The organism is Pseudomonas sp. S2_H01, from assembly GCF_054668305.1.
This window is the reverse complement of record NZ_CP162756.1, coordinates 90,516-108,105: the sequence shown is the minus strand read 5'-3', so window position 1 is coordinate 108,105 and position 17,590 is coordinate 90,516. Positions and strand designations below refer to the sequence as shown.

Genomic DNA, 17,590 nt, shown 5'->3' with positions numbered 1-17,590 from the left:
CCGTTTCACTCATCACCGGGAACGCCATAGCTCGGCGCTTTGGTCGGGTCGAGGGCGCGGGTGATGTAGTCCTGCAGTTGAGGGCGATAGTCGGTCCACAGTTGTGCGAGTTGGCCGATCGGGTCCTCATCGGCCCAGTCCACGCGCAGATCGACGATCGGCCAGGTCAGTTCGCCGACCACCACCAAGGCAGCCGAGTGTACAGGACCTGCTTCGCCGCCGGCCGCGACCGCCGCCTGCATCGCGGCGATCAGCCGATCTGCGAGTTGACCGCCGCTGTTTTCGAAGGTGTGCACCAGCGTTTCGATGACGGCACGATCGGCCAGCATGTTGCCGGCGCCCACGCACTGTTCACCCGCTAAGGCGTTGTGTGTGCCAAGGGTTTCACTGCCGCTGAAATGGGCGGTCTGGCCGAGGTGGTCGATGGCGGTCAACTGCCGAAACTGACTGTAACCGTTGCTGGTCAGGGCCTTGTCCAGCGCTTCGGCAGGGGACAGGCCTTGTTCCAGTTGATCGAGCACGTGCGGGCCCAGCGCGGGGAGGGTGATGTTCTGTGTGGCGACCGCGCCGACGCCGGGGCGCAACCAGGGGCAACGCGCGCCTACCGCAATGCTGGAAGAGCTGATGGCGATGCCCAGTTGTCCGGTTTCGGCGCAACGGCCGACGATTGAAAACGTCATGGTGTGTTCGTCCTGTTTCGTCCTGACCCGCCATCCGGCGCCCGGCGAGCGTGCTTGACGCTGCCCGGGCGTGGATGGGACATGACTGCATTCTGTCCATGGGTTGCGGTTGGCGAAACGAGGTTTTTTGTGGAGCCTGATTACGAAAAAGCGTGCCAGTGCCTCACGGCGTTTTACAGCCGGCCGTACTCGCGGGCGGTGCGGTCCACGGCAATGCGGGTCTTGTCCACCAGTTCGTCCAGCTCCAAGCGTGTGGCGACCAGCGCGGGCGCCATGATCATGCGGCCCAGCGTGGAGCGAATGATGATGCCTTCTTCAAAACCCAGGGTGCGGCAGCGCCAGGCGATGTCGTTCTCGTTGGCGAAGCGTTTGCGCGTTGCTTTGTCCTCGGCGAATTGCAACGCGGCGACCAACCCGACGCCTTGAACCTCGCCCACCAGCGGATGGTTGCCGAAGACTTCGCGCAGGCAGTTCTGCAGGTAAGGGCCCGTGTCGGTCTTCACTTGAGTGACCACGCCTTCGTCGCGCAGTGCCTTGAGGTTGGCAATCGCCACGGCAGCGGCGACCGGGTGCCCGGAGTAGGTCAGACCGTGGGCGAACACACCGCCTTTTTCCACCAGCGCTTCGGCCATGCGCCGCGACAGGATCAAGCCGCCCATGGGGATGTAACCCGAGGTCAGGCCTTTGGCGATTGACAGGGTGTCGGGCTCGAAACCGAAGGTTTGATGCGCGAACCATTCGCCGGTGCGACCGAACCCGCCGATCACCTCGTCGGCACACAGCAGCACGTCGTACTTGCGGCAAATACGCTGAATTTCCGGCCAGTAGGTCGAGGGTGGAATGATCATCCCGCCCGCACCCTGGAACGGTTCGGCAACGAAAGCAGCCACGGTGTCCGCGCCCAGTTCGAGAATCTTCTCTTCCAGTTGGCGAGCCGCGCGCAGCCCGAAGGCTTCGGGGCTTAGATCGCCTTCATGGGCAAACCAGTAAGGCTCGTCGATGTGCGCGACATCCGGAATCGTACCGCCCATTTCGTGCATGAATTTCATGCCGCCCAGCGCAGTCGCCGCCAGGGTCGAGCCGTGGTAACCGTTCCAGCGTCCGATCATGACTTTCTTCTCCGGCTTGCCCATGACCTGCCAGAACTTGCGCACGGTGCGGATCAGCACCTCGTTGGCTTCGGAGCCTGAGTTGGTGTAGATCGCGTGGCTGTAATGGTCGGGTAGCAGGCTGAACAGCAGCTCGGACAGCTCGATCACCGCCGGATGGGTCGTGTGGAAGAACATGTTGTAGTAGGGCAGCTGCTCCAGTTGCGCGCTGGCGGCAGCGGCCAGGTCTTTGCGTCCGTAACCCAGGTTGGTGCACCACAACCCTGACATGCCATCCAGATACCGCTTGCCGTCGTTGTCCCACAGCGCCAGCCGGTCGCCTTTGACCATCACCCGCGGGCCCTCCGCGTTGAGCGCCTTCTGGTCGACGAATGCATGAATGTGGTGGGCGGCATCGGCGGCCTGGTAGTCAGTGGTGGTGCGGGAGGTCTCGGGGCTGATGGACATGTCGCGTCTCCAGGGTCGATGGCGCCCAGCCCCTGCGATCACGGTTTTCCAGTGGGCGGGGCGGGGTGGCCGGGGCTTCGTTGGCAATAAGTTTTGTCACCTAAAAATATTTTTGTAAAGAAAATATTTGTTGAGAAAAACATACGCCCGTAATCTGGGCCGCACTGCACATCCACCTCAGGGGCAACATGACAGGGCTTAGAGAACGGCAGAAGGAACAACGCCGACAGCTGATCGCGGACGCGGCATTGACGTTGTTCAAGGCCAATGGCTTCGGCGCGACCACGCTGGAACACATCGCTAACGAGGCCGGGGTTTCAGCCCCCACCGTCGTGAATTACTTCGGTGGCAAGCAGGAAATCCTGCTGGCGCTGCTCAAAGCGCCGGACGAACAGGCGATGCGCGAGGCGCGGGCCAACCTGGATGAAAACACCGACCCCCTCGACGCCCTGTGCGAGCTTGAAGGGCTGATGACCCGCTACCAGTTGCGCGCCATGCCCGCGTCGTTATGGCGCGAGCTGGCGCCGTTTCTGTTTACCGGCGAACTGGCCCAGGCGTTCCATCCGTGGAATGCCGCCGTGGTCGAAGAAGCCAAGGCACTGCTCCTGCATTTTCAAATGCTGGGCAAAGTGCGCGACTCGGTCGATATCGACGTGGCCGCCACGTTGTTCAACCAGTACGCCAACCTGGCGTTTATCCGACTGGCCACCGAAGCCGTGCCGGATCGCGAGGCTCATGCCGCACATATGCGCAGCGTACTGGGCCTGATGTGCCACGGCATGTTGAGCTGAGCAGCGCAATTCACAGGCCTAGCTTTTTCCTGCTTTGCGACGACAAAAATCATAATTTCGCTATCCCCTGATCCTGCACAGAATGCGCTCACACCCGCCTTCGTGAAGGACACAGGTATGACAGCTGGAAAAACAGAAATCGATACGCTCGTGGTCGGTGCCGGTCAGGCAGGCGTGGCCATGAGTGAGCACCTGAGCAAGCTCGGAATCCCTCACCTGGTCCTTGAGCGCAACCGCATTGCGGAAGCCTGGCGCAGCGGCCGCTGGGATTCACTGGTCGCCAACGGACCCGCCTGGCACGACCGGTTTCCGGGCCTCGAGTTTGATGACCTCAGTCCGGACGGTTTTGCGCCCAAAGAGCGGGTTGCCGACTATTTCGAAGCCTACGCGCGCAAATTCAAGGCACCGATCCGCACCGGCGTCGACGTGCGCAAGGTCCAGCGTAACGTTGGACGTCCGGGCTTTACGGTGGAGACGTCCGACGGTGTCATCGAAGCCAATCGTGTGGTCGTCGCCACCGGTCCGTTTCAACACCCGGTGATTCCCGCCATCGCACCCAAAGACGAACGCCTGACGCAGATTCACTCCGCCCAGTACCGCAACCCGCAGCAGTTGCCGGAAGGCGCCGTGCTGGTCGTGGGCGCCGGGTCTTCCGGTACGCAGATCGCGGACGAACTTCAGCGAGCGGGCAGGCAGGTCTACCTGTCGGTGGGCCAGCACGATCGTCCACCGCGCGCGTATCGCAACCGGGATTTTTGCTGGTGGCTGGGCGTGCTCGGCGAATGGGACCAGGCCGCGATGAAGCCGGGTCGCGAGCACGTGACGATCGCGGTCAGCGGTGCCCATGGCGGCCGTACGGTGGACTTTCGAGAACTGGCGCAGCGCGGTATGAAGCTGGTCGGCGTGACGCGCGGGTTCAACGATGGCAGGGTGAGCTTTCAACCGGACCTGGCCGACAACCTGGCGCGTGGCGATGAGAACTACCTGGCGGTGCTGGACGCTGCAGATGCCTACATCGAACGCAATGGCCTGGACCTGCCGCTGGAGCCCGAAGCACGCCGTGTGTTTCCCGACCCTGAATGCGTGAGCACGCCCATTCTTGAGCTCGATCTGGCCAACGCCGGCATCACCACCGTCATCTGGGCGACCGGCTTTGCCACCGATTACAGCTGGCTGAACGTCGACGCCTTCGACGCCAAGGGCAAACCGCTTCATCAACGTGGGGTGTCCACCGAATCGGGGATCTACTTCCTCGGCTTGCCATGGCAATCGCGACGCGGGTCTTCGTTCATCTGGGGTGTCTGGCACGACGCCAAGTACGTGGCTGACCACATCGCGATCCAGCGCACGTACCTGGAATACCGCGACGCTGAGCAGCGCCAGGCCGTGCAAACCGTGGCGCCGGTAACGGCGACCCAAGGGCAACCCGTCGTCACCGCCTGACCGTGCATACCCGTGCCGACCCACCTGTCGGCGGCGCGACCCGTTTTGTGTTTTCGAGGAGCTTCACATGGCGCAGCCAACCCACACACGCATTCGCATGTTCAACACCAAAGAAACCTACCCGAACCAGTCGCTGGACAATGACCTGTGCCAGGCGGTTCGGGCCGGCAACACCATCTATGTGCGTGGCCAGATCGGCACCGACTTTGAAGGCAATCTGGTGGGCCTCGGCGACCCACGCGCGCAAGCCGAACAGGCCATGAAAAACGTCAAGCAACTGCTGGAAGAAGCGGGCTCCGACCTGTCGCACATCGTCAAGACCACCACGTACATCATCGACCCGCGCTATCGCGAGCCGGTGTATCAGGAGGTCGGCAAGTGGCTCAAGGGCGTGTTCCCGATTTCCACAGGGCTGGTGATTTCAGGGTTGGGGCAGCCCCAGTGGCTGATGGAAATCGACGTGATTGCGGTGGTCCCGGACGACTGGCAGGCAAACCCGGCATAAGCCACGCTGCGATGCGGTCCGCCTGAGTCGTCGCTTCAGGTGTTCGCATCGCGTTGCAGCCAGCGGATCAATAACGCTGATACTGCGAACCGAACTCGGCGCGCACGTCAGCGACGGTTTCGGCAGACTTAAGGTCGAAGCTCACCGCGCCACGCTCGGCGGTGCGGAAGGCTTTCAGGTGATCCGAGCCATCCGACGCCACGCTTTGCTGATTGACGATGTGCGAACCGGCCTGAGCTGTCTGGAACTGTTTGAGGTGTTCCGCGCCATCAGCGGCGAAGACGTTGGCGGCGAGTACGGACAGTGCGATGCTGAGAAGGATCTGGCGTTTCATGGTTGAACTCCTGCGGTCATGACCGATTGGGTTTTCAGGTTTTGATCGCGTTGCCGCTGTGAGGGGCTGCGCTGATCGACGAGCCCAGTAAACCTCTTGGGTGTATCGCGTCTGTGTCCGCTGCTGTCTGCAAATGAGGGTGGATGTATCACTGCGAAGGCTGTACACAGAGCGATACAAAAAGCCCGCTCCCTTCTGTTTTTTTGCACGCCGTCGCTGCCGAGCGGTCATGGATTCTCACAACGGCACCTCACAACGACACCTCACAAACGTCTTGGGGCTATACAGGGCGAAGTGGAAGTGGGTAATGTTTTCCACCTGACTCAAGAGGCCGCACAGACATGCAGAAAACCACCGCCCGACTGGTTTTGCGGCCACCTGTCCTCGACGATCTCGACAGCCTTTTTGCCATTTATGGCGATCCGGCGACCAACCGCTTCAATCCATCCGGACCCCTGTCCAGCATCGAACAAGCGCAGTGGCTGCTGAACGGCTGGATAGCCCACTGGAAAGCTCATGGGTATGGACAATGGGTGATCTGCACACGGGAATCCCCCGACGACATCATCGGCTTCGGCGGGATCGACGCGCGTAAATACCTCGACGTGGAACGCCTGAACCTGGGCTACCGGTTCGGCACCCAGGCGTGGGGCAAAGGCTTCGCAACGGAACTCAGTCAGGCGGCGCTTGACTATGCGTTCACCGAGCTGCACGTGCCGGAAGTCTTCGCGGTGGTCAGGCCCCACCACCAGGCGTCGATACGCGTACTGGAAAAAGTCGGCATGCTGCGTATCGACACGCTGGACGACGTGCCGGGGCAGGCGGCGAGTCTGGTGTATCGATTGAGGCGTGAGGACGCCGGCCCTGGGCGTCATTAGGCGGCATCGCTCTCCGGCAATTTGGCAATGACCTTGATCTCGAAATCAAAACCGTACAGCCAGGTCACCCCGACCGCAGTCACTGTCGGGTGCGGGGCCTGACCCCAGAATTCCGGCACCACTTCCCATATCGATTCAAACCGCGATTGCGGATCGACGATGAAGACCGTGACGTCGATCACGTCATCAAACGTGCAACCTGCCGCATCGAGGATGGCATTGAGGTTGTTGAAAGCCAGCCTGACCTGCGCCTGAAGGTCGGGCTCGGGCGAGCCGTCTTCGCGGCTGCCCACCTGTCCCGAGACGAACAGCAGACCGTTGGATTTGATGGCCGGCGAATACCGGTTGATGTCGTAAAGCGCTTGGCGTCCGGCTGGGAAAACCACGTTGCGAACTGTCATGTGCAGCCTCCATCTGTGGGTCGGGTGTGACCCGTTAGTGACGATGAAGAGACTGTAAAGCGCTTGCGTGCGGCCGATAAACGAGCAACCTTGATCAGGACTGTTTGTAAATCCCAAACAATCCCCTTCATTTTCGGGAGTGGCGATGGACCGTTTTGATGCAATGCAGGCCTTTGTTCGCGTCGTGGAAACCGGCAGTTTCACCAAGGCCGCCGGCACACTGCACATGAGCAAGACCAGCGTGACCCAACTGGTGCAACAACTGGAAGCGCGCCTGCGGGTCAAGCTGCTCAACCGCACCACACGCAAGGTTAACGTGACGGCCGATGGCGCCGCGTATTACGAGCGCGCAGTGCGGGTGCTGGCCGATCTGGACGATGCGGAAACCGGCTTGTCGAGCGCGGCGACGTTGCCCCGTGGACGGTTGCGGGTGGACGTTCCGAGTCCGTTTGCGCGCTTGATCCTGATTCCGGCGCTGCCTGCGTTTCACGCACGCTACCCCGACATCCAGCTCGATCTGGGTGTCAGTGATCGCATGGTCGACATCATCGGCGAGCACATCGATTGTGTGGTGCGCGGCGGTGAGTTGACCGATCAATCGCTGATGGCGCGGCGTATCGGCGATCTGCAGCTGGGGGTGTATGCGGCGCCCCATTATCTGGCGCGGGCAGGACGGCCAGCGCACCCCGGAGAACTGGAAGACACGCATCATCGCATCGTGGGCTATCGCTGGGCGCGTACCGGCAAGCTGTTTGCGATGGTCATGCGCAAAGGCGAAGAAACCGTCCAGGTGCAAGGCCGTTACGTGGTGTCCGTGGACGACGGCAATGCCTACATGGCGGCTGGGGTGGCCGGGATGGGCATGCTCTGGTTGCCGCATTACATGGCCAGGGCGTCACTGGCGAGCGGCGAACTCCTGCCGTTGTTCGAGGACTGGCGTCTGGACACCATGCCCATGTTCGTTGCGTTTCCGCCCAATCGGCACATCAGCATCAAGCTGCGGGTGTTCATCGACTGGATGATCGAGTTGATGGCCGAGCATGCGCCGGTCGTCGGCTGACGACACGGCGAAGGCGAGAACGCCTCGCGGTGGCGGGATTCAGCATTCGTTTTCCTGACCGTTGCGTTAAGATCGAGCGCGTTGTGATGACAGCGACCTTTATTTATTCACTCTCCAGGCGAACCGATGTCTGAAAACGATGCGTTTACCCAGGATATCGCCGCCGTCGCCAGGATCGACGCCGTCCCGATCATTCTGGACATGGTCAAGCATGTGACCGGCATGCGCTTTGCGGCGGTCGCACGGGTCACGGATGCGCACTGGGTGGCGTTGGCGGTCGATGACTCGATCAACTTCGGCCTGAAACCCGGTGGCGAGTTGCTCCTTGAATCGACGATCTGCCATGAAATCCGGCAGAGCCGTCAACCCGTGGTCTTCACCCACGCCAGTGAGCATCCGGTGTACGCGCAGCATCACACGCCCAAAACCTATCAGCTGGAAAGCTATGCCTCGATCCCGATCGTCAAGGCCAATGGCGAGTTTTTCGGCACCCTTTGCGCGATCGACACGGTGCCTGCGCATTTCGACGAGTGCGCTGTCCTCAAATCCTTGGGGTTATTTGCTCAGTTGATTGCGATGCACCTGGATTTGCGGAGCGATCTGGAAAAGTCTGAAAACGCCCTGGCCGATGCGACCCAAGCCGGTCGTCTGCGCGAGCAGTTCATTGCCGTGCTCGGCCATGACCTGCGCACGCCCCTCAGCGCCATCCGCATGAGTGCCGACCTGCTTGAGTCCAGACTCGAGGACAAACGCGAACGCGGACTGGCCAGCGCGATCCGCAAGAGCTCGCAGCGGATGGGCGCCTTGATCGAGGACGTGCTGGATTTCGCCCGTGGCCGACTCGGCGGCGGGATTCCGGTAAGGCGCACGCGGGTGGACGATCTGCAAGGCGTGTTCAGTTCGGTCATTGCAGAGATCCAGGCGTCGGAGCCGGATGTGCAGATTGAGCAGGACTTCGCGATCCCGGCGGACATTTATTGTGATCCGACGCGCATCGGGCAGTTGCTGTCCAATCTGGTGGGCAACGCAGTGACCCATGGCACCCGCGAATCGCCGGTCAGGATCGTGGCAAAAACCGAAGGCGATGATTTTGTTTTGTCGGTGACCAATCACGGGGCGTGCATTCCCGCTGCATTGATGCCGCTGCTCTTTCAGCCCTTCAAGCGCTCGGATGGAGGGCAAAGGGGAGAAGGCCTGGGCCTTGGGCTTTATATCGCTTCGCAGATTCTTGAGGGCCATGGCGGCACGCTTTCGGTCAGTTCGTCGCCGGATCAGGGCACGTGCTTCGTGGCGCGGTTTGCGGCCAGACTCTAGCGGGCTATCGGTATCGTAAAACGAAGCTAGTATGAGTCGTTGCAACCGTATTGGCTTCGCCAGCGATGCGCAGTGGGTAAGCAGTGCAAAGACCGGCATGACTTGGCGTTCACCTCGACCTTCAAAGGATGAAATGTATGAGTGTGTTACTCGGTCCTGTGCTTCAGTTTCGTGGTTGTTCCGACCCTGATTACAACGTGTCCGCCTTGGTTGTCACGCCTCTCGACAGCCCCTCGCCGAAGGTTAGGAAGGATGCGGGCCTTACGGCTGGCAAGCCGGTGCCATTGGCAGACATCCCGCTGCTGAAACCGCAATACCGGGTGTGGCGTATCGATTTGAAGGCGGCTCAAGGCGACAGTAAAAAGACCTTTAACCTGAGCATTGACGACCAGCCGGCCTCCTTTGAAGTGCCCGCCAGGGGCCAGGCGCCGCGTATGGCGTATGCCTCGTGCAACGGGTTTTCGGACCCGAAGCTGATGGACAAGGTCGACAAGAAAAACGATCGCTGGGACGACATGGCCGCAGCGCATGCGCGCAAGCCCTATCACCTCCTGTTGATGGGTGGCGATCAGGTCTACAGCGATGAAATGCGTGGCCTTGTGAAGTCCATGAAGGACTGGTTTGCCAAAAGCATGGCTGGCCGCATCGCGGCGACGTTCACCAAAGTTATCGAGTCGGACCTCGACACGTTCTTCACCATGCTCTACATGGAGCGCTGGAAGCAAACTGAGCCTGCCCGGATGTTTGCGTCCATTCCGTCGATCATGATGTGGGACGACCATGACATCGTGGATGGCTGGGGTTCTTACGATGAAGACTTGCATCTATGCCCTGTTTTTCAAGGGCTGTTTCGAACCGCCAGGCTGTACTTCCGGATTTTCCAGCAACAGTTGATCACCCAACCGGCAGCCAAACCGTCCCCTGACGTACACCCTTGCCAGATCACAGGCATCGAGGACGGTTTTCACATGGGGTTCACCGGCCTGGGCGGTCTCTCGATTCTGGTCCCGGACCTGCGAACGGAACGCCATCCCGATTTCAAACGGGGCGACTTCACGCCCACCCAGATTATTTCCGCGAAGAGTTGGGACGCCATTTTCGCCTGGCTGGACAAGGTTGAAGGGCACCGGCATCTGCTGGTGATGAGCAGCATCCCGGTGGGGTATCTCGATCTGCAGGCCGCTGAGAAGGCGCTTGACCTGCTGCCCGGCCAACAGGAACTTGAAGATGACCTGCGCGATCACTGGCGCAGCCTTCCACACCGGGACGAAAGAAAGCGTCTGATCATGCGCCTGCTTGACTATGCGAGTTCAACAAACGGCTGCAAGGTGACCTTGGTGTCGGGTGACGTTCACGTCGCCGGCGTGTGCGCGATCGAGTCGACCCTTCAGCAACATTCGGTCGGCGGAGCGGGTGTGATCAAACAGCTGATTTCGACCGGTGTCGTGCACCCGTCGCCACCCGCGCTCGCGGTCTATTTTCTGGAATCGCTTGGGGCCGGGCAGGAGCAGATCGATTACAAAATCACCGGGACGATGCTGCCGATCGGCACCCGAGGACGGTACCTGATTCCTGCGAGGAACTGGATGGCGATCGAGCCGGACGAAAACGATCCCCGCGCGCGGCTCTGGATCAATTGGCACGTGGAAGGTCTGGACCATCTGGTCACTCAGGTCATTGATCCGGTCGTGAAAGCGGGCCCCTGAGCGGTCCTTCCCTGAACTCGGGTGTGCGCTTGAGTGGCTGACAGGTTGAGGCCCCTCAAGGCGCCGGTCAGGCTTCGTCCTCCAGGCTGGTCAGAAAAGCGAACAGGTTCGCGGCTTCGGGAGACAGGCGTGCTCCCGACGCCACGCCGACGAACAGCGTGCGCGCGGCCCATGGGTCTTGCAGCGGGATCGCGGTCAGCGTGCTTTCCAGCAGGGCGGGCTGCACTGAACCCAGCGGCAGAATTCCGATACCGAGACCGGCGTCGATCATCCGGCAGATACCGTCGAAGCTGCTGACCTGGATGCGAACCTTCAGCCCTTTCCCCGCGCTGTGGGCCGCGTCGCTGATGCGCTTGAGCAGCGAACTCCCCTGATTCAATGCCACGTAGTCACAGTCCAGCGTCTCGGTAAACTGCACGGACGACCGCTGCGCCAAGGGATGATCGCGAGGCACCAGCACCACCAGCCGGTCCCGCCGGTAAGGCCGCAGGTCCAGATTAGGGGCGGGGACGTTGTCGGCGAAGATCCCGATGTCGGCCCGACCGTCTTCCACGGCCTGAATGGTCATCTCGCTCAGTGCTTCTTCCATGCCGATGCGTACGTGTGGGTTGGCTGAAAGGAAAGTATTGAGGTCCTTGGGCAAGAACTGGATGACCGCCGAGGTGTTGGCGAACAACCTTACGTGGCCGCGTACGCCGTTGGAAAAATCACTGGCGTCATGGGCCATACGCTGCGCGCTTTCCAGAATATGGCGCGCGTGTTCAGCCAGCCCCCGTCCGGCCGGCGTCAGTTGCAGGCCCCTTGGAAGCCTTACGAACAGGGTGCAGTCGGTGATGCGCTCCAGCTCTGCCAGGCGCTTGCTGGCGGCCGACACGGTGAGGTGAGCACTGTCCGCAGCCTTGGTGAGGTTTTCGCTTTCCGCCGCCAGCACCAGCAGGCGCAGGGACACCAGATCCAGTTGAAGCACGTTATGCATGGGTACACCCAGTGTTTCCGTTTCGGAAAGCATAATGGAAATCTTTGAAATTCTCATCGCTCGGGTTTGCGCCGATCATCCAGCCAAGACAAGGCCCAGGAGAGGCAGCCAGAATGAAACGTCTGTTCATGCAGGAAGTGGCGACACGCGACGGTTTCCAGAACGAAAAAACCTTTATCGAAACCGGCGACAAGATCGCCCTCATTGATGCGCTGAGCGAGTGCGGTTACGCCAAGATCGAGGTGACCTCTTTCACCTCGCCCAAGGCGATTCCCGCGCTGCGCGACGCTGAGGCCGTCATGGCCGGCATCACCCGCCGGCCAGGGGTCGAGTACACGGTGCTGGTGCCCAATGTCCGCGGTGCCGAACGCGCATTGGGGTGCGGGATCGATGAGGCGAATCTGGTGATGTCGGTCAGCGAACCGCACAACCGCTCCAATCTGCGCATGACGCGTGAGCAGTCGTTCGCCCAGCTGACCGATGTCATCGGGGTAATAGGGCAGGGGCCGGTTGCGGTCAACGTATCGCTCTCAACTGTCTTTGGTTGCCCGATGCAAGGCGAGGTGTCGGCCGATGAGGTGCTCGCCTGGATTGATCGTTTTGCCGCGCTGGGCGTACGCGGTGTGACGTTGTGCGATACGACCGGCATGGCCTATCCCTCGCAGGTTCAGGCGCTTTCACAGCAGGTCCGAGAACGTTTTCCTCACTTGCAGCTGACCCTGCATTTCCACAACACCCGCGGCATGGCGCTGGCCAACACGCTGGGCGCACTGCAGGCCGGTGTCGATCGTTTTGACGCTTCGCTCGGTGGGCTGGGCGGGTGTCCGTATGCGCCCGGCGCCAGCGGCAACGTGTGCATGGAAGATCTTGTGCACATGCTCGACCTCATGGGGTATCAGACCGGAATGGACCTTGAGCGCGTGCTGGCGGCGTCGGCGCGGTTGCCGGGGTTGATCGGCCACGACACCCCCGGTCAGGTGCTCAAAGCCGGTCGCCGACTGGACCTGCATCCCGTGCCCGAGCACGTTCACACGCTGAGCAAACAGGTCGCCAACGCTGAGCGGGGTTGACGCAGACCCGCTGCGCTTCGGAGTTCTCCGGATCGCAGCACCCACTCACAACGTCACAACGTCACAAAAGAGCACTTGCCATGAACATCGTTTTTCTCGACGGCGCAAGCCTGCCGTCTCCCTTGGCGCGTCCGCCCGAAGCCCGTGAATGGACGGTGCGTGAAACAACACCCCTGGACCAGGTCCTCGATGCCCTGGCGCTGGCCGACGTCGCGATCACCAACAAAGTCCGGATCGACCGTGCAGCGCTGGCGCATCTTCCGAGGCTCAAGCTCATCTGCGTGGCGGCGACCGGTTACGACTGTGTCGACATCGCCGCGTGCCGCGATCAGGGCGTGACGGTCTGCAACGTACCGGCTTACAGCGCCGTCAGCGTCGCCGAGTCGGTCATCGCGTCACTGTTCGCGCTGCGCCGTCATCTGATGGCGTATCGCGCCGCCGCTGCAACCGAATGGCCGGCGTCTTCGCATTTCTGTGTGCATGGGGCGCCGATCCAGGACCTTCAGGGATCAACGCTGGGCATCGTGGGTCGGGGTGACATCGGCAGTCGTGTGGCACGCCTTGCCCGCGCGCTGGAGATCAATGTCCTGTTTGCAGAGCATCGCGGTGTTTCGCGCGTGCGTGAGGGCTACACCGCGTTCGATGACGTGCTCGCGAAGGCCGACGCACTGACCCTTCACTGCCCGCTGACGTCGCACACCCGATACCTGATCGGCGCGGCGCAAATCGCCCGCATGAAACCTGGCGCGCTGCTCATCAACACCGCCCGCGGTCCGTTGGTGGACGAAAACGCGGTGCTGGCCGGTCTTGCCAATGGTCGACTGGGCGGCGCGGCGCTGGACGTGCTCTATGCAGAACCCCCGCAGGCCGACCATCCGTTGCTGCACTGTACGCACCCCAACCTTATCGTCACGCCGCACGTGGCCTGGGCCAGCCAGAGCAGCGTGGCGCGTTTGAAAACAGTACTGACCGCCAACATCGCCGCCTTCGCCGCCGGTGCGCCCATCAACGTGGTGACCTGAACCGCATTCCCCTGAACAACCTCATAAGGCAGAGCCATGACAAAAACAATCAGCTCTACGATCGATACCGCCGCCGTGCACTCGCCGCGCCGCAAGCCGTTCTATCATCACCTGTACGTTCAGGTGCTCGCGGCCATTCTGCTGGGCATCGTGCTCGGGCATTTCAGTCCCGCGCTCGGCGAGCAGATGAAGCCGTTGGGCGACACCTTCATCAAACTCATCAAGATGCTCATTGCGCCGATCATCTTCTGCACCGTCGTCAGCGGCATTGCCAGCATGCAGAGCCTCAAGCGCATCGGCCGTATCGGGTTCAAATCGCTGATCTATTTCGAGGTGCTGACCACGATCGCGCTGGTCATCGGGTTGATTGGCGTCAACGTGCTCAAGCCTGGGGCAGGCATGCACATCGACCCCGCGTCGCTCGACTCATCGGCGATCGCAGGCTACGCCAAGGCCGCCCATGACCAGAGCGTGGTGGGCTTCTTGACGCACATCGTGCCGGGCACGGTGTTCGGTGCCTTCGCTGAAGGCGAGATCCTGCAGGTGCTGTTCATTTCGGTGCTCTTCGCCTTTGGCCTCCAATTGCTGGGCGAGGCAGGCAAACCGCTGTTGGCGATCATTGACCTGGTGGCCAAGGCGTTCTTCCGCATGCTGAAGATCGTGATGTATGTCGCGCCGCTCGGCGCATTCGGCGGCATGGCGTTCACGGTCGGCAAGTACGGCGTTCAGTCCTTGGGCGCCTACGCCAACCTGCTGGTGTGTTATTACCTGACTGCGTTGGTGTTCGTGTTTGTGGTGTTGAACATCGTCGCGTGGCTGGCGGGTTTCAGTCTGTGGAAATTCCTCAAGTACATTCGTGAAGAACTCGTGCTGGTACTCGGCACCTCATCATCGGAATCGGCGCTGCCGCGCTTGATGGACAAGCTTGAGAAGCTGGGCTGCGAGAAATCCACCGTCGGCCTGGTCGTGCCGTCGGGCTATTGCTTCAACCTGGACGGCAGTTGCATCAACATGACCGTGCTGGCGATGTTCATCGCCCAGGCGCTGGACATTGATGTCTCGCTGTACCACCAGGTGACGCTGTTGCTGATTCTGCTGCTGACCTCCAAGGGCGCGGCCAGCGTGACGGGCGGCGCGTTCATTACCCTGGCGGCGACACTGGCCTCCGTCGATGTGATTCCCGCTGCCGGGCTGGTGCTGGTGTTGGGGGTCTACCGTTTCATCTCGGAAGGTGGTGCGCTGATCAATGTGATCGGCAACGGTGTGGCAACCTTGTTCGTCGCGCGGTGGGACGGCGCGCTGGACCGCGAGCAACTGCAGCGTGAACTGGGCTGAGCCTGCCGGACGCGGGTGCACTGAAAGGCGATTCTCGGGCACTATGCCGGCAGCGCATCCGACCTGCGCCGCCATGCACCGATGAAAAAAGGAGAGGGGTTTGAGGGAGTCATTCAGTGTTCGCGAACTGCTCCGCACCGATATCGAAGCACTGCTGGCATTCGAAACGCAGAACCGCGCGTGGTTCGAGTCCCACATCGATGCCCGCGCGCCTTCGTTCTACTCAGTGGAGGGCGTTACCGAGCACATCGACGGGTATCTGTCCGATTTTGCGCGAGGTGTCTGGCATCCTTTCGTGATCGAGGACTCATCGGGAAGAATCGTCGGCCGCGCCAACTTGAAAGGTATCGACACGACTGCACGCCTTGCAGAAGTCGGCTATCGGATCGCGCAAAGCGCCTGCGGCCAGGGACTGGCGACCCATGCGCTGGAACACCTGATCGGGCAGGCACAGACGCGCTGGGCGCTGACGCAACTGGTGGCGTACGTGTTCCCGGAGAATGCGGGTTCAACAAAGGTCCTGGAGCGCTGCGGGTTTCTGCCAGAGCCCCCTTTGAAAAGCGACGCGGTGGCCGCTGAGCGCCGGTTCGTTCGTGCGATCTGATGCCTCGGTCAGCGCTTTATTACTCGGCCCGGTAGTTCCATACCAATTCCACCACGCGTTCCGAGATAAACACGTACAGGACGACGATCATGATCTGCCAGACGATGTGATACCGCAGACGGGCCAACCGGCGAATACCGTCGCTGAGGTTCAGCACCATCAGGATCGCGGCGATCGCGATCAGGCCCCAGCCGGTGGTGCTGGAGTCCACGGGACTCATGAACAACGAATGCCCCTTGCGTAGAGCATCCGTGCCCGCTGCAAGCAACAGGGCACACAGCACCATGTTTTTAAAGTTGTCGAATATTTTGGGGCTGAGATCCTTGTCGAGTAACACCAGATAACGTTGCCAAAGTCGGTGCATGGAGACCCCCTGAACAACAGCGTCGAGTGTGGGCGCAGCTTGGCGCTGCAACCTCGTTGCACAGTCAGGGTAGACCGATACCATGCAAAAAACCGCCGTCAGTGATGACGGCGGCCTTTTTGTCTACAGCGATTTACCAGCGACCGTCGCCACGGCCATGGTCGTAACCTCGATCGTGGCCTCGGTTATCCCAGCCCCGGCGATCATAGCCACCGTGGTAATAGCCGTGAGGCGGTGGCGGGGCGAAGCGGCGGTATTCAACCCGAGTGGCCACCGGCACATACGCTACCGGCTGGTACTGGTACTGCGGTTGATAACGCGGCTGCGGTCGGTATTGCGGGTACTGAGGGCGGTAGTGATCATGGCCCGAATTGCTGAGCGCGGTGGCCAATACGGCACCCACGGCGGCCCCGGCGATGACGGGCACTATCACGTTGCGTTCACCGGCGGATGCTGCACCCCCAGCGACCAGGCAACCGGACAGGATCAAGGCTTGGGTCATCTTCGAAAACATGGTGTCTCCTCAGGCGATGTGTTTGGGTTCGCCATGGATCTATGAAACACCCATTGCGTGTAAACGAACGTCCAGACTCGGTAAACGTTGAGTAAAGGGTCAGGATTTTCGTTTTACATCGCCCTACTTGCTGCACCTGTGAGAGACGTCCGGACTTACATCCCCTCCGGCCTAGACGTTTCGCTCTGCGGGATGCGGTCGCTTTTGGCCCAGACGATGCTGCCGGCTGGACCGGGCGATCGTTTTACCCAGACTCGATTCATAGCGCGACATGAGGGCCTGCCACTCCGACTCGCTCCAGAAAGAGTGGCGCCTGAGTTGGGGAATGTCGTGCCGCGCGGCGCCCAGGGCCGTGAGTCGCCCGTGGGATTTCTCAAGGTCCAGCAGTGCAAGGTCGAATTCATGGCCAGCGTTGCCGTTCCTGACCCTGATGAAAATATGCTTCGAACGCATGCAGCCATGTTGCCAACGGGCCAGGTGCATGCGGGATAAAAGCTGGGCCAGTTGATCCAGGATTTTCAGGTGCTCGTCTTCGGTGAGTCGAGTCCGGCCACCCTCCGAATACCATGTGTCCAGATCTTGAAAGCCGCCTAGATCCTTGGTCACCAGAATCCCGCGCCAAATGCCATCCACTTTCTGCGCGCCGTAAAAAATAGGAGAAGGCGCTGTGACGCCAAGTTGCAATAACTTCGACAGTGCCTTGCCTTCGCGCATGACCGTGGGCCGCCCGAAGGGATAGCGGATGCTGCGGGACAGGTGCCCGGTCTGGCGCTTTACATAGACCAGTTTCCCGTCATGCATGACGCGCTGTACGCCGCTGGTTCCGCTTCTGCGGACATTAGGCTCTTCAACCCACGGTCCTGAAGTATTCCACCAGTAGTCAAAGTTCTTTTCGTGTTGTGCCAGCATCGCTGCTCCTGTTCGCGAATCACTAAGCTCAACACTCAGCGATAAAGCGTGATCCTTCGCAAGTTTCACACCAGTCTGACGGGAAAGTGGGTTATCGCGCGCACCGCTGGTCGATGCGTAGTGCTGTC

The 17,590-nt window shown here is 60.9% G+C and carries 19 protein-coding genes; 11 read left to right on the top strand and 8 right to left on the bottom strand.

Annotated elements, in window-relative coordinates; genetic code table 11:
* Positions 1-5: 5 nt before the first annotated feature.
* On the bottom strand, positions 6-680 hold the full coding sequence (locus AB4N84_RS00515; RefSeq protein WP_460044787.1) for a DUF1028 domain-containing protein: 675 nt from the start codon (positions 678-680) through the stop codon (positions 6-8).
* A 173-nt stretch (positions 681-853) separates the two neighbouring features.
* On the bottom strand, positions 854-2,236 hold the full coding sequence (locus tag AB4N84_RS00510) for an aspartate aminotransferase family protein (RefSeq protein ID WP_074754221.1): 1,383 nt from the start codon (positions 2,234-2,236) through the stop codon (positions 854-856).
* 188 nt (positions 2,237-2,424) lie between these two features.
* On the opposite strand from AB4N84_RS00510, the gene AB4N84_RS00505 reads away from it, so the two are divergent.
* The 3 genes from AB4N84_RS00505 to AB4N84_RS00495 all read left to right on the top strand — a co-directional run bounded on the left by AB4N84_RS00505 (position 2,425) and on the right by AB4N84_RS00495 (position 4,975).
* The gene (locus AB4N84_RS00505; protein WP_460044786.1) at positions 2,425-3,027 is read left to right on the top strand and encodes a TetR/AcrR family transcriptional regulator; all 603 of its coding nucleotides are present in this window, start codon (positions 2,425-2,427) and stop codon (positions 3,025-3,027) included.
* Between the two features lie 117 nt (positions 3,028-3,144).
* Positions 3,145-4,470: a flavin-containing monooxygenase gene (locus tag AB4N84_RS00500; RefSeq protein WP_460044785.1), complete on the top strand. Its 1,326-nt coding sequence runs from the start codon at positions 3,145-3,147 to the stop codon at positions 4,468-4,470.
* 67 nt (positions 4,471-4,537) lie between these two features.
* Entirely contained in the window at positions 4,538-4,975 is a 438-nt protein-coding gene (locus AB4N84_RS00495) for a RidA family protein (RefSeq protein ID WP_074754215.1), read from the top strand.
* Positions 4,976-5,042: 67 nt separating this feature from the next.
* Here AB4N84_RS00495 and AB4N84_RS00490 read toward each other — a convergent pair whose 3' ends face one another.
* On the bottom strand, positions 5,043-5,309 hold the full coding sequence (locus AB4N84_RS00490; RefSeq protein ID WP_460044784.1) for a hypothetical protein: 267 nt from the start codon (positions 5,307-5,309) through the stop codon (positions 5,043-5,045).
* Positions 5,310-5,650: 341 nt separating this feature from the next.
* On the opposite strand from AB4N84_RS00490, the gene AB4N84_RS00485 reads away from it, so the two are divergent.
* Positions 5,651-6,187 (top strand): GNAT family N-acetyltransferase, encoded by a 537-nt coding sequence (locus AB4N84_RS00485; RefSeq protein WP_460044782.1) that lies wholly within the window; start codon positions 5,651-5,653, stop codon positions 6,185-6,187.
* Here the strand turns inward: AB4N84_RS00485 and AB4N84_RS00480 are convergent.
* Positions 6,184-6,588 (bottom strand): RidA family protein, encoded by a 405-nt coding sequence (locus AB4N84_RS00480; protein ID WP_460044781.1) that lies wholly within the window; start codon positions 6,586-6,588, stop codon positions 6,184-6,186. The two genes, AB4N84_RS00485 and AB4N84_RS00480, sit on opposite strands and share 4 nt — an antisense overlap.
* A 145-nt stretch (positions 6,589-6,733) precedes the next feature.
* Between AB4N84_RS00480 and AB4N84_RS00475 the strand changes: the two genes are divergently transcribed.
* From AB4N84_RS00475 to AB4N84_RS00465, 3 genes are all read left to right on the top strand, one after another.
* Positions 6,734-7,648 (top strand): LysR family transcriptional regulator, encoded by a 915-nt coding sequence (locus tag AB4N84_RS00475; protein WP_460044780.1) that lies wholly within the window; start codon positions 6,734-6,736, stop codon positions 7,646-7,648.
* Positions 7,649-7,774: 126 nt separating this feature from the next.
* Positions 7,775-8,962 (top strand): GAF domain-containing sensor histidine kinase, encoded by a 1,188-nt coding sequence (locus AB4N84_RS00470; protein ID WP_460044779.1) that lies wholly within the window; start codon positions 7,775-7,777, stop codon positions 8,960-8,962.
* A 137-nt stretch (positions 8,963-9,099) separates the two neighbouring features.
* On the top strand, positions 9,100-10,668 hold the full coding sequence (locus AB4N84_RS00465; RefSeq protein ID WP_460044777.1) for an alkaline phosphatase D family protein: 1,569 nt from the start codon (positions 9,100-9,102) through the stop codon (positions 10,666-10,668).
* Positions 10,669-10,735: 67 nt separating this feature from the next.
* Here AB4N84_RS00465 and AB4N84_RS00460 read toward each other — a convergent pair whose 3' ends face one another.
* Positions 10,736-11,644: a LysR family transcriptional regulator gene (locus tag AB4N84_RS00460; RefSeq protein WP_460047189.1), complete on the bottom strand. Its 909-nt coding sequence runs from the start codon at positions 11,642-11,644 to the stop codon at positions 10,736-10,738.
* A 113-nt stretch (positions 11,645-11,757) separates the two neighbouring features.
* Between AB4N84_RS00460 and AB4N84_RS00455 the strand changes: the two genes are divergently transcribed.
* The 4 genes from AB4N84_RS00455 to AB4N84_RS00440 all read left to right on the top strand — a co-directional run bounded on the left by AB4N84_RS00455 (position 11,758) and on the right by AB4N84_RS00440 (position 15,675).
* Positions 11,758-12,714, top strand: a complete 957-nt coding sequence (locus AB4N84_RS00455) for a hydroxymethylglutaryl-CoA lyase (protein ID WP_460044776.1) — start codon at positions 11,758-11,760, stop codon at positions 12,712-12,714.
* An 80-nt stretch (positions 12,715-12,794) separates the two neighbouring features.
* A complete protein-coding gene (locus AB4N84_RS00450) occupies positions 12,795-13,736 on the top strand; it encodes a D-2-hydroxyacid dehydrogenase (protein WP_460044774.1) in 942 nt (313 codons plus the stop codon).
* 36 nt (positions 13,737-13,772) lie between these two features.
* Positions 13,773-15,071, top strand: coding sequence for a dicarboxylate/amino acid:cation symporter (locus AB4N84_RS00445; protein ID WP_460044773.1), 1,299 nt, complete (start codon positions 13,773-13,775; stop codon positions 15,069-15,071).
* Between the two features lie 100 nt (positions 15,072-15,171).
* Positions 15,172-15,675, top strand: a complete 504-nt coding sequence (locus AB4N84_RS00440) for a GNAT family N-acetyltransferase (protein ID WP_074754195.1) — start codon at positions 15,172-15,174, stop codon at positions 15,673-15,675.
* 19 nt (positions 15,676-15,694) lie between these two features.
* On the opposite strand, the gene AB4N84_RS00435 is transcribed toward AB4N84_RS00440, so the two are convergent.
* From AB4N84_RS00435 to AB4N84_RS00425, 3 genes are all read right to left on the bottom strand, one after another.
* The gene (locus AB4N84_RS00435; protein ID WP_460044772.1) at positions 15,695-16,039 is read right to left on the bottom strand and encodes a hypothetical protein; all 345 of its coding nucleotides are present in this window, start codon (positions 16,037-16,039) and stop codon (positions 15,695-15,697) included.
* Positions 16,040-16,172: 133 nt separating this feature from the next.
* Positions 16,173-16,553 carry a hypothetical protein gene (locus AB4N84_RS00430; protein ID WP_074754191.1) on the bottom strand — a complete coding sequence of 127 codons (381 nt, stop codon included), beginning with the start codon at positions 16,551-16,553 and terminating at the stop codon, positions 16,173-16,175.
* A 171-nt stretch (positions 16,554-16,724) separates the two neighbouring features.
* Positions 16,725-17,462 (bottom strand): lipopolysaccharide kinase InaA family protein, encoded by a 738-nt coding sequence (locus AB4N84_RS00425; protein ID WP_460044771.1) that lies wholly within the window; start codon positions 17,460-17,462, stop codon positions 16,725-16,727.
* Positions 17,463-17,590 lie beyond the last annotated feature (128 nt).